The organism is Micromonospora sp. CA-240977 (assembly GCF_050942285.1).
Lineage (GTDB): Bacteria > Actinomycetota > Actinomycetes > Mycobacteriales > Micromonosporaceae > Micromonospora.
On the sequence record NZ_CP192055.1, the window covers coordinates 1975224 to 1986766 of the forward strand.

Here is an 11543-nt window from a genome sequence, read left to right on the forward strand (position 1 = left end):
GCAGGGCCTGCCCCGACCAGGGGCGCGTCAACCGGGGTTGACACGAGGTGCGCTGTCAACGTATGTTGACGGCATGAGTCAGGCGACAGAACTCGCGGCGGCAGCCGGCAGCACCGACCCCCGGGTCGGGCTGCGCGCCGTCCGCGCGCTGCGCCGGCTGCTCGAGCGGCTCGAGGTGGTCCAGGTGGACAACGCCCGTCGACAGGGCTGGTCCTGGCAGGAAATCGCCGACGCGCTCGAGGTCAGCCGGCAGGCGGTGCACAAGAAGCACGCTGGGCGACCGGCGGTCAACTCATCCTGGGAGGCGTGATGTTCGAACGGTTCACCGACCGGGCGCGCGGCGTGGTGCGCCGGGCGCTGGAGGAGGCGCGGGCCGAGGGGCAACGGCCGGTCGGCACCGAGCACCTGCTGCTCGCCCTGCTCGACGACGACGCCGGCCTGGCCAGCCGAGTGCTCGCCGACGCCGGCGTACGCGCCGACGACCTGCGTGAGCGCGTCCGCCGACACACCTCCAGCGGCGGCTCCGGCCTCGGGGACGCCGACGCGGCGGCCCTGCGGGAGATCGGCATCGACCTGGCCGCGATCGTGGCCCGCATCGAGGAGTCCTTCGGCCCGGACGCGCTGCGCGAGGCCGTGCCGGCACCGCGCGGCCGCTGGGGTCGCCGACGGCGGCGGTACCTCGGCGGCCCGTTCTCGCCCCGGTCGAAGAAGGCGCTGGAGTTGTCCCTGCGGGAGGCGCTGCGCCTGCGCCACAAGCACATCGGCACCGAGCACATCCTGCTCGGGGTGCTCCGGGAGGGGCACGGGCTGGGCGCGCTGGTGCTCACCGAGTCCGGCATCGACCTCGACGATCTGCGCCGACGGGTGGAGAGCGCGCTGCGGGCGGCGGCCTGACGGGTGCGCTCGCGTTGAAACCTCTCTGTGGCACTTTCGACGCGCGCCCCCCGCTGGGTCGCTGAAGCCGCTCCGGTGCTGCACACTGGCGCCCGTGGATGCTGGACAGGACAGGCGACCCTCGGGTGGCGACGGTGGGCTGCGCTCCGCCGTGGTGGTCAACCCGGTGAAGGTCGACGATCTCGACGAGCTGCGCCGTACCGTGAACGACGCCCTCGCTGCGGCCGGCTGGCCCGAGCCGGAGTGGCACGAGACCACCGTCGAGGACCCGGGCCGGGGCCAGACCGAGCAGGCCGTCAAGTCCGGCGTCGACCTGGTCTTCGCCTGCGGTGGCGACGGCACCGTGATGTCCTGCGTCAGCGCGCTGGTCGGCACCGACGTGGCGCTCGCCGTGCTGCCGCAGGGCACCGGCAACCTGCTCGCCGCCAACCTCGGGCTCAGCACCGACCTGGCCGCCGGGTTGCAGGTCGCCATCGAACGGGGACGACGGCTGCTCGACGTCGGCGCCGTCGAGAAGCAGTACTTCACAGTGATGGCCGGCATGGGCTTCGACGCCCAGATGCTCGCCGCCACCTCCGAGACCACCAAGGCCCGCATCGGCTGGCCGGCGTACGTGATGGGCGCCGCCCGCCACCTGCGGGACCGGCCGATGCGGGTGAAGATCCGCATCGACGACCGTCCCCCGGTACGCCGACGGGCCCGGTCGGTCCTGATCGCCAACGTCGGCCGGCTCCAGGGCGGTGTGCACCTGCTGACCGAGGCCGAACCGGACGACGGGTGGCTCGACGTGGCCGTGCTCACCCCGCGCAACCTGCGGCACTGGCTGGCGCTCGGCTGGGCGGTGATCCGCCGCAGTGGCCAGGTGCCGCGGATGGAGGTGTTCCGCGGCCGGCGCGTGATGATCACCAGCAACCGGGCGCAGCCGAGGGAACTGGACGGCGACCTCATCTCCCCGGGCCGGCAGTTGGCGGCGCAGATCCGGCCGCAGGCACTATGGCTCTGCGTACCGCAGCCCCAGGACGCACCCGACCTGGCAGTGGATGCCGAAGGCGCCGGGGAGCGGGGCGAGCAGCTGATCAAGGAGGCACGCCGTGAGTAGCACCCGGATCGTGCCGGAGACCCGGCTGATGGCCGACGAGGAGCTGTCCGCCGACGACGCCTGGCACACGTTGCGCCGGCAGAGCGCCTGGCAGCTGCTGCGGGACGCCTTCATCCGGTTCCGCTACGGCGACGGGTTCAGCCACTCGCGGGCCTTCGCGCTGCAACTCTGCCTCGCCGTGGTGCCGTTCCTGATCGCCCTCACCGGCCTGATCAGCGAACTGGGCGTCGAGGAGGGCGGTCAGGTGGTGGCCGACACGGTCCTGGCGCTCACCCCGGGCCAGAGCGCCCAGATGGTCGCCGAGTTGCTGGGCGAGGGCGAACGCGTCGAGGACGCCGGAGAGCTGGCCCTCACCCTCGGTCTGCTCACCGGTCTGTTCGCGCTGACCACCACCATGGCCCAGATCGAACGGGGTGCCAACCGGATCTACGGCGTCGAACGGGACCGCCCCGCGCTGCCGAAGTACCTCCGCGCCGCGGTGCTGGCCGTCACCGCCGGCCTGCCCGCGCTCGCCGGTTTCCTGATCCTGGTCGGCGGCGGCGCGATGGGCGACTCGGTACGCGAGCACTACGAGTGGGGTGCGGTCGCCAACGGCATCTGGGACGTGGTCCGCTTCCCGCTGAGCTTCGGCCTGACCGTCGTCGCCGTGGCCGTGCTGTTCCGGCAGGCGCCACGACGCAACCAGCCCGGCCTGTCCTGGCTGTTCTTCGGCGCCGGCATCGCCACGGTCCTGTGGTGGCTGGCCAGCCTGCTGCTCGCCGCGTACGTGCGGTTCAGCGACGGCTTCGGGCAGACCTACGGCGCGTTGACCGGCATGATGGCGCTGCTGCTCTGGGCCAACCTGACCGGGATGGCGCTCTTCGGCGGGCTGGCCTTCGCCGCCCAGTTGGAGGCGCTGCGCATCGGGGTACGGGAGCCGGCCCAACCAGACCTCTGGGAGCCCGACACGGACCGCGCCGAGCTGCTCGACACCGGAGACATGACGGCGCTCTAGCGGCGCCGGCGTGTACGACGGACGCGGATCGGGTAAAGCGCCTCGCCAGACAGAAAAGGGAGGTGCGGGGTGACCGCGGTCAAGGAGATGGCGCGACGTCCGATCGGTCACTTCGCCGAGCGGAGCATCGCCGGTCTGGCGGCCGTCACCGGCGCCGGGGTGGCCTTCGGGCTGCTGTTGCTGCTCGTCCGGGTGCGGTGGAGCCCGTTGCAGGACGCCGACCACGCCGCCGCCGAGTGGTTCAACGGGCTCGTCGCGCCGCACCACGCGCTGGTCACCGTCCTACAGGCGGTGACCGACCTGGGTGGTCGGCCGATCCTCATCTGGTTGATCAGCGTCGCCGTGATCGGGTTGCTGATTCGGAAACAGCCACGGCTTGCCGTCTACCTGATCATCACCGGGGTCGGTGGCCTGATCCTCGACCCGTCGCTGAAGACGCTCGTCGGTCGGCTCCGCCCGGTCGTGGACGTGCCGGTCGCCAGCGCACCGGGCAACAGCTTCCCGAGCGGGCACGCGCTTGGCTCGTTCGTCGCGTACGGGGCGCTGCTGCTGGTGTTCCTGCCGGCCATGGCGCCGCGCTGGCGCAAGCTGGCGATCGTCGGTGTCAGCGTGCTGGTGGCGGTGGTCGGCCTGACCCGGATCGCGCTGGGCGTGCACTTCATCTCCGACGTGCTGGCCGGCTGGTTGCTCGGCGCGGCCTGGCTGGGCGTCACCGCGTACGCGTTCCGGCTGTGGCGGCGCGAGCGCGGGCGGCCGGTGCCGCCGCTGACCGAGGGCCTGGAGCCGGAGGCCGGGCACGACATCGCCGCCGCCCCGGCCGAGGAGCACGTGCTGGCCCACCCCCGTTCGGCGGTGGCCGAGCTGCTTGTGGGCTGGGTGCTCGTGTTCGGGGCGTTGTACGGCTTCGGCATGTACGTCAGCTATCACGCCAAGGGCACCTTCTTCGACACCCTCGACACCGAGGTGCCGCGCTGGTTCGCCGAGCGGCACACCGACGTGTTGACCGACGTGAGCTGGTGGTGGAGCAAGTTCGGTGACACCCACGCCATCCTGATCATCTCGTTGGTGTTCTGCCCACTGGTGCTCGCGGTGTGGCGGCGCTGGCGTCCGGTGCTGTTCGTGGCGCTGGCGATGGTGGGGGAGCTGACCCTGTTCCTCGCCTCGGCGCGGGCCGTCGACCGACCCCGCCCACCGGTGGAGAACCTTGACGGGCAGATGCCCACCTCGTCGTTCCCGTCCGGGCACATCGCCGCCACCATCTGCGTCTGGTTGGCCATCACGCTCATCGTGTTCCCGCGTACCCACCGGTGGTGGCGTTGGATCTTCGTGGCGCTGGCCGTGATCATGCCGGTCGGGGTGGCCACCTCCCGGATGTACCGGGGCATGCACCACCCGACCGACTTCATGGGCGCGATCCTACTCTCCGCGCTCTGGATCGGGCTGCTCTACCTCGTCGTCCGCCCGAACGCCGACCTGAAGGAAGGCAACCAACCGGCCATCAAGTCGGAGGACGTGGACACCCTCGACGACGAGCTGGCGCGCGCCGGCCGAGCCGACTGAGCGCCACAGTGCTGCGGTTGATGAGCTGGAACATCCGCACCGGCGGTCGGGACCGCGGCGGCGCCGACCGGCTGGAGCAGGTGGTCCGGGTCATCGACGAGCAGGCGCCGGACGTGTTGGCCCTCCAGGAACTGCGCGGCTTCGACAGCGACGGGCTGATGGCCACCGTCGCGGGTCGGGTGGGGATGACGCCGCACCTGGCCCGCTCCTGTCTCGGGCAGCCGGTGGCGGTGCTGGTCCGGCCGCCGTACCAGGTCGTCGAGGCGGGGCCGCTGCGCCGGCCGTTCCACCACGCCGCCGCCCGCGTCGTGGTGGCGACCGCCGCCGGCCCGCTCACCGTGCTCGGCGCCCACCTGTACCCGTACTCCGGTGGACGGCGGCGGATGGAGGCCGACTGGCTGGTCCGGGCGGTGCGACGGGCCCGGGGACCGTTGACAGTCGTCACCGGTGACCTCAACTCGCTCGACCCGAGCGTCGACCACACCGAGCGGCTGGCCGGGATGCCGGCCCTCTACCGGCGGCGGCATCTGCGCCGCTTCGGTGGGGCCGTGGACACCCGGGCGATCGCCCGGCTGCTCGCGGCCGACCTGGTCGACCTCTGGCCGTCGTGCAACCTCGGGGCGCCGGAGGCCGACGGCCACACCGTGCCCACCCGCTTCGGCGGGGCCGAGTTCGCCGGAATGCGACTGGACTACCTGCTCGGCACGCGCGACGTGGCGGAGCGGACGCGGGAGTGCCGGGTGGTCCGGGGCGGAACGGCGGACCGCGCCTCGGACCACTATCCGCTGCTCACCACACTCGACCTCGGCCCGGCCGCAACCGGCGGTTGAGGCGTGGACGGGGTGAGCCTCAGAGCACCAGGTTGAGCAGGACGGTGAGCACCACCGAGGCGAGGATCGAGAAGAGGATCATCAGGAGGCAGCCGAGGCCACCGCCGAGCGGGCGGATCTCCGTGTTGCCGAAGCGCATGAGGGTCACCTGTCCGAGAGTGCGGAATATGGGGCGAGCAGGCGGCGGCACGCGTCCGCGACCTGGGTCGGTGCGGTCGTGACCACGTTGTGCGCGGCACCGGGAACGACAACAAGGCTCGCGTCCGGCACGAGCCGGGTCGCCTCGTCGCGCCAGGGCGCCGGTACGACCGGGTCGCGAGCACCGGTCACGACGAGGGTTGGCGCGGTGACCCGAACGAGGTCCTCCTCGATCGGGTTGTGCACCGAGTGCGACAGCGTCGCGAGGACCCGCCAGGGCCGGGCGTTCCAGATGTCGCGGACCAGGATCGGCGCCTGCAACGGCGCTTCGCGCAGGCAGTCCACCAGCCACCGGCCGAACAGGCCCACTCGGGACCGGGCCGACGGGTCACTTGTCGGCCCGGCCAGCACCAGGGCGCGTACCGCGTCCGGGTGGTTCGCGGCGAGCGCGGCGGCCACCTCCGCGCCGAACGAGTGTCCGAGCAGGCAGACCGGCGGCAGCCGATACTCGGCCAGCCAGGCGGCCAGGTGCGCGGCGTGCCGGTGGACGTCGTACGCGCCGTCGGGGTGTGCGGTCAGCCCGAAGCCGGGCAGGTCCGGCACGTACACCGGGTGGGTGCTGGCGAGCGCGACGGCCAGCGGGGTGAGGTAACGGTGGGAGACGGCCAGCCCGTGCACCAGCACCACGGGCGGCGCCCCCGTCTCCGGCGCCGTGCTGCGCCGGGTGTGGGTGCGCAGCCCGTCGACGAGCCGCCACTCGCTGGTCAGGCCGGCGGCCGGCCGGGGCGCGGCCATGGCGAGCCGTAGCTCCGTGGGACCGAAGTGACCGCCGGGCGTCAGCTTCACAACGCCCGCAGCCGGGGCAGTAGCTGCTCCTGCGCCCAGTCCAGGAACATCGGCTGGGTCTCACCGCCGACCTGGACGATCGCCACGTGGGTGAAGCCGGCGTCGACGAACTTGCGGAACGCCTCGACGTGCGCGTCGATGTCCGGCCCGCAGGGCACGCCCTCGGCGACGTCCTCCTCCCTGACGAACTGGGTGGCGGCGGCGAAGGACTCCGGGCCGGGCAGGTCGGCGTTGACCTTCCAACCCATCCCGAACCAGCGGAACTGGTCGTGCACGATCTTGCGGCACTCGGCCTCGTCGGGGCCGTAGCAGATGGCCACCTGCCCGTAGCGGGGCTGGCCGGCGCCGCCGGCGTCGTCGTACATCTCGAGGATGTGCCGGTCGGGTTCGGTGGAGATGATGCCGTTGCCGTACTCGGCGGCCAACGTCGCGGACTGCCGACCGGACGCGGCGACGGCCATCGGCACCGGCCGTTCCGGGCGGTCCCAGACGTAGGCGTCGGGCACGTCGAAGTGGTTGCCGGAGAAGGTCAGCGTCTCCCCGTTGAGTAGCGGCCGGATGATCTGCAACGCCTCCTCGAACATCTCGTGCCGCTGCTGCACGTGCGGCCAGCCACCGACCACGTGCTCGTTCAGGTTCTCCCCGGCACCCAGACCGAGGGTGAACCGGCCGTCCGAGAGCGCCCCGATCGTGCTGGCCTTCTGCGCGACCACGGCGGGGTGGTAGCGGCGGATCGGGCAGGTCACGAACGACATCAGCTGGGCGCGCGAGGTGGCGTGGGCGACCGCGCCGAGCACCGACCAGGCGTACGGGGAGTGGCCCTGGGAGTCCAGCCAGGGGTAGTAGTGGTCGGACATCACCAGTTGGTCGAAGCCGGCCGCCTCGGCCCGGACCGCGTGGTCGACCAACTGCTTGGGACCGGCCTGTTCGCCCATGAGGGTGTAGCCGACGCTGACCATCCTGGTATCCCCTCTCACTGACTGATCGTTCCCGGGATACCCCGGTCGGCCGCCGTCAACCCTCCCGTCCGGTTCCGGATGGCAGTGCTTGACGGATGGCGGTGACCTGCCTACCGTCGGTCTTAACCGGTTAAGACCCGGAGGTGGCGCACATCCTGTGGTGGGGATGATCGCCCCGTGACGGCCCGCGTTCGCGTGGGCCGTTGCGGCTGTCCGGAGTCCGGGCCGCCAACTGAACCGGTTGCGAGGGCCAATCCATCGCCCTACCCTGATGCGTGCGCGCCGGACGTCGGGCGCGGCTGCCGGGCTGCAGCCGCCTTCCCCTGTCACGTCCCACCCCTGTCGGGCATCGGGGGTCCTCCCTGAGGAAGGCCATGAAGACTCGACTCACCGCCGCCGGCGCGGCCCTGCTCGCGTTGCTCGTCGCCGTGCTGGCGTTCGGCCAGCCGGCGCACGCCGCGGCCGGTTTCTCCGTCGCGGGCGGCAAGTTGTACGACGCCAACGGCACCGAATTCGTCATGCGCGGCGTCAACCACGCGCACACCTGGTACCCGCAGCAGACCAGCTCCTTCGCCGACGTCAAGGCGCTCGGCGCGAACACCGTGCGGGTGGTGCTCTCCAGCGGAGACCGGTGGACCCGCAACACCAACGCCGACGTCGCCGCCGTCATCTCGACGTGCAGGGCCAACCGGCTGATCTGCGTGCTCGAGGTGCACGACACCACCGGGTACGGCGAGCAGAGTGGGGCGATCACCCTCGACCGGGCCGTCGACTACTGGCTCAGCCTCGCCGACGTTCTCGTCGGCCAGGAAAGATACGTCATCGTCAATATCGGCAACGAGCCGTACGGCAACCAGAACTACGGCTCCTGGGCCACTGACAACGCCAACGCGATCACACGTCTCCGCAACGGCGGGCTGACCCACACCATCATGGTGGACGCGCCGAACTGGGGTCAGGACTGGTCCTTCACCATGCGGGACAACGCCGCGTCGGTCTTCGCCGCCGACCCGGCCCGCAACACCGTCTTCTCCATCCACATGTACGGGGTCTTCGACACCGCGGCGGAGATCAGCGACTACCTGGGCCGGTTCCGTGCCGCCGGGCTGCCGATCGTGGTCGGTGAGTTCGGTTTCAACCACTCCGACGGGAACCCGGACGAGGACACCATCCTCGCGTACAGCCAGGCCAACGGGATCGGCTGGTTGGGCTGGTCGTGGAGTGGCAACGGCGGCGGGGTGGAATATCTCGACCTCGCCACCAACTTCAACCCGGCCAGCCTGACCACCTGGGGTCAGCGGCTCTTCAACGGCGTCAACGGCATCCGGCAGACCGCCCGGGAGGCCAGCGTCTTCGGTGGCCTGCCCCCACCCACCACGCCCCCGCCCACCACCCCGCCACCCACGACCCCGCCACCCACGACCCCGCCACCCACGACGCCCCCGCCGACCACGCCGCCACCCGCGGGTGGCTGCACGGCGACCTACACGGTGACCAACCAGTGGCAGGGCGGCTTCCAGGGCGAGGTACGGGTGACCGCGGGCAGCACGGCGATCACCGGATGGACCACCCGCTGGACCCTCGCCAACGGCCAGAGCGTCACCCAGTCCTGGAACGCCGCGGTGACAAGCAGCGGGTCGGCGGTGACCGCGCGCAACCTTGACTACAACGGCCGGTTGGCCGCCGGGGCCAGCATCAGCTTCGGATTCCTCGGCGGCTGGACCGGCAGCAACCCGGCACCGCAGGTGAGTTGCACGGTGAGCTGATCAACGAAACCGACAGCGGTGGCCGGGTCGGTGCGGACCCGGCCACTTCCGGCCGGCAGCGGCGACCGCTGGGGACAGCCGGCCGGTATGACGCCGCACGTCCACGAGGGACGGTGACCACGTTCTCCGGTCGTTATGGTGACCCCATGAAGCGGCGAACTGCGTGGGTTCTGGCGCTTGCGACGACCTCCGTCCTGCTCATGGGGTTCGGCGTCTACATCACGGCGAAGGTGTTGCTGCGGCCGCCGCCGGCGGCGATGGCTGCCGACGTGGTGGGCGACTGGAGTGGTCGCGACAACGTCGTGCTGACACTCGATCCCGACCACACCTTCGATGCGCGGAACCTACCCCTCAACATCCAGTCGTCTCGCTACTCGACGCCCTTCAGCGGATCGGGTCAATGGCGGCTGTCGGCCCCGGACCGCTACCACAGTCAGGATGTGGTCGTGGAGATAGACGGGTACGGCATGCCGCTGACTCTGGCGAGGGTGGACAACCGGGTCCGGCTCTATCTGACGGACATCGTCGGGGGTGGGGGCGACCGGTTCTGGTTGGACAGGAGCTGAAACTGTCCGGCCCGGCCGGTCCGCCGGCACGCTGCGGTAGGTGCTTCCCGGCCAGGTTCACGATGACCACCCCGGCGATGATCAGCGCGTCCGGGCCGGGCAACCCGGCCCGCCCCAGGGGTCGATCACCGTGGCGGAGTTGGGTCACCGTCGGACTCGGCGGTGAGTCGGGCGGCCCGCATCGTCAGGTAGCGCTGCTCGGGCAGGCTGCTCGTGCGCGCGGCGGCGGCCCGGTAGTCGATGATCGCCCGCTCCCGGTCGCCGGCCATCTCGTGCAGGTGGGCGCGGGCTGCGGGCAGCCGGTGGTGCCCGGCCAGTCGGGGGTCGCCGGCCAGCGCGTCGAGGGCGGCGAGGCCGGCCGCCGGTCCGTGCACCATGGCGGTCGCCACGGCCCGGTTGAGCGCCACCACCGGGCTGCCGACGAGCCGTTCCAGCACCTCGTAGAGCGCCAGGATCTGTGGCCAGTCGGTCTGCGAGGTGCTCGACGCCTCGTCGTGCAGGGCGGCGATGGCGGCCTGCACCTGGTACGGCCCGACCGGCCCACGCGGTAGGGCCCGGGTGACCAGGGCGATGCCCTCGGCGATCGCCGCCGCGTCCCAGCGGCTGCGGTCCTGGTCGGCCAGTGAGATCAGCTCGCCGGACGGGCCGGTCCGCGCCGGGCCGCGCGCCTCGGTGAGCAGCATCAACGCCAGCAGCCCTGTCGATTCGCTGTCGTCGGGCAGCAGTGTGTGCAACGCGCGGGTCAGCCGGATCGCCTCGGCCGCGAGGTCGATGCGGCGTAGGTCCGGGCCGGCGGTGCTTGTGTGTCCCTCGGTGAAAATCAGGTAGAGCACCTGCCGCACGCTGGCGAGCCGGTCGGCCCGCTCCTCGGGATCGGGCATCCGGAACGGCAGACCGGATGCGCGGATGCGCTGCTTGGCCCGGCTGATCCGCTGCGCCATTGTCGCCTCGGGCACCAGGAACGCGCGGGCGATCTCGGCGGTGCTCAGCCCGCCGACGGCCCGCAGGGTCAGCGCCACGGCCGACGTCGGGGCCAGCGCCGGATGGCAGCAGAGCATCAGCAGGACCAGGGTGTCGTCCCGCTCGGCGGTCAACTCCTCGTCCGCGGCCGGTGCGTACTGCCGGTCGTCCGGGTCGCGGCGGGCGACCAGGTCCTCCCGGCGGCGCCGGGCCTGCTCGCCGCGGACCAGCTCGATCATCCGGCGGTAGCCGACCTGGATCAGCCAGCCGCGTGGGTTCGCCGGCACCCCCTCGGCCGGCCACTGGGTGGCGGCGGCCAGCAGCGCCTCCTGCACCGCGTCCTCGGCGGTGGCGAAGTCACCGAAGCGGCGGGCGAGCACGCCGAGGACCTGCGGCGCCAACTCGCGCAGCAGGTCCTCGGTGCGGGGGTCGGTGATCAGCCCTCACAGCTCCTCAGGTGGGGCGGACATCACCGGGTGCACCTCGATCGGCATGTTCAGCGGCCGGCCGCCGGGGCCGGGCGCTGTGGAGATGTACGCGGCCAGCTCGACCGCCCGCTCCGGGCTGTCGCAGTCGACGATCCAGAAGCCGGCGAGGAACTCCTTCGTCTCGGCGAACGGCCCCTCGGTGACCACCGGCGCGCCGCCCTCACCGGCGCGGACGATCCGGGCCTGCTGCGGACCGCCGAGACCCTGCGCGTCGACCCACTCCCCGGCGGCGGTGAGCTTGTCGTTGACCTCGCCCATGAACGCGATGTGCGCCTGGACCTCCTGGGGGGTCCAGGTGTCGATGCTCGGGAAGTCGGTCCCGGCGGCGCTGAACTGCATCAGCAGCATGTACTTCATTGTTGGCTCCTCACGCCCGCGCACCCTCGTCGGTGCTCTCACCCTGAGGTAGAAACAGGCGGCGCCCTTCTCGACACCCCGACCGA

Annotated in this window: 13 protein-coding genes; 8 read left to right on the forward strand and 5 right to left on the reverse strand. The window is 71.8% G+C overall.

Annotated features, from left to right (window positions below):
• The first annotated feature begins 73 nt into the window (after window positions 1-73).
• From ACQPWW_RS09220 to ACQPWW_RS09245, 6 genes are all read left to right on the forward strand, one after another.
• Entirely contained in the window at window positions 74-310 is a 237-nt protein-coding gene (locus ACQPWW_RS09220) for an HTH domain-containing protein (RefSeq protein ID WP_007457155.1), read from the forward strand.
• Window positions 310-894, forward strand: coding sequence for a Clp protease N-terminal domain-containing protein (locus tag ACQPWW_RS09225; protein WP_433134238.1), 585 nt, complete (start codon window positions 310-312; stop codon window positions 892-894). The genes ACQPWW_RS09220 and ACQPWW_RS09225 overlap by 1 nt, the downstream gene beginning before the upstream one ends.
• 94 nt (window positions 895-988) lie before the next feature.
• Complete coding sequence (locus ACQPWW_RS09230; RefSeq protein ID WP_433131039.1) at window positions 989-1993, forward strand: diacylglycerol/lipid kinase family protein; 1005 nt, start codon at window positions 989-991, stop codon at window positions 1991-1993.
• The gene (locus ACQPWW_RS09235; RefSeq protein WP_433131041.1) at window positions 1986-2987 is read left to right on the forward strand and encodes a YihY/virulence factor BrkB family protein; all 1002 of its coding nucleotides are present in this window, start codon (window positions 1986-1988) and stop codon (window positions 2985-2987) included. Before ACQPWW_RS09230 ends, ACQPWW_RS09235 begins: the two co-directional genes overlap by 8 nt.
• Window positions 2988-3056: 69 nt before the next feature.
• Window positions 3057-4547 carry a phosphatase PAP2 family protein gene (locus ACQPWW_RS09240; RefSeq protein ID WP_433131043.1) on the forward strand — a complete coding sequence of 497 codons (1491 nt, stop codon included), beginning with the start codon at window positions 3057-3059 and terminating at the stop codon, window positions 4545-4547.
• 20 nt (window positions 4548-4567) lie between these two features.
• Window positions 4568-5377, forward strand: a complete 810-nt coding sequence (locus ACQPWW_RS09245; RefSeq protein ID WP_433131045.1) for an endonuclease/exonuclease/phosphatase family protein — start codon at window positions 4568-4570, stop codon at window positions 5375-5377.
• Between the two features lie 19 nt (window positions 5378-5396).
• On the opposite strand, the gene ACQPWW_RS09250 is transcribed toward ACQPWW_RS09245, so the two are convergent.
• From ACQPWW_RS09250 to ACQPWW_RS09260, 3 genes are read right to left on the reverse strand one after another with little or no spacing between them, the layout of a single operon-like run.
• A complete protein-coding gene (locus ACQPWW_RS09250; RefSeq protein WP_355029451.1) occupies window positions 5397-5525 on the reverse strand; it encodes a hypothetical protein in 129 nt (42 codons plus the stop codon).
• Entirely contained in the window at window positions 5522-6361 is an 840-nt protein-coding gene (locus ACQPWW_RS09255) for an alpha/beta fold hydrolase (RefSeq protein WP_433131047.1), read from the reverse strand. Before ACQPWW_RS09255 ends, ACQPWW_RS09250 begins: the two co-directional genes overlap by 4 nt.
• Window positions 6358-7320 (reverse strand): TIGR03557 family F420-dependent LLM class oxidoreductase, encoded by a 963-nt coding sequence (locus ACQPWW_RS09260; RefSeq protein ID WP_433131049.1) that lies wholly within the window; start codon window positions 7318-7320, stop codon window positions 6358-6360. The genes ACQPWW_RS09255 and ACQPWW_RS09260 overlap by 4 nt, the downstream gene beginning before the upstream one ends.
• 374 nt (window positions 7321-7694) lie before the next feature.
• Here ACQPWW_RS09260 and ACQPWW_RS09265 point away from each other — a divergent pair, with 374 nt between their 5' ends.
• Complete coding sequence (locus ACQPWW_RS09265; RefSeq protein WP_433131051.1) at window positions 7695-9086, forward strand: cellulase family glycosylhydrolase; 1392 nt, start codon at window positions 7695-7697, stop codon at window positions 9084-9086.
• 113 nt (window positions 9087-9199) lie between these two features.
• Complete coding sequence (locus ACQPWW_RS09270) at window positions 9200-9652, forward strand: hypothetical protein (RefSeq protein ID WP_433131053.1); 453 nt, start codon at window positions 9200-9202, stop codon at window positions 9650-9652.
• A gap of 125 nt (window positions 9653-9777) precedes the next feature.
• Here ACQPWW_RS09270 and ACQPWW_RS09275 read toward each other — a convergent pair whose 3' ends face one another.
• Together ACQPWW_RS09275 and ACQPWW_RS09280 are read right to left on the reverse strand one after the other, a co-directional pair.
• The gene (locus tag ACQPWW_RS09275; RefSeq protein WP_433134240.1) at window positions 9778-11049 is read right to left on the reverse strand and encodes an RNA polymerase sigma factor; all 1272 of its coding nucleotides are present in this window, start codon (window positions 11047-11049) and stop codon (window positions 9778-9780) included.
• Between the two features lie 6 nt (window positions 11050-11055).
• Window positions 11056-11457, reverse strand: coding sequence for a YciI family protein (locus tag ACQPWW_RS09280; RefSeq protein ID WP_433131055.1), 402 nt, complete (start codon window positions 11455-11457; stop codon window positions 11056-11058).
• Window positions 11458-11543: the final 86 nt, after the last annotated feature.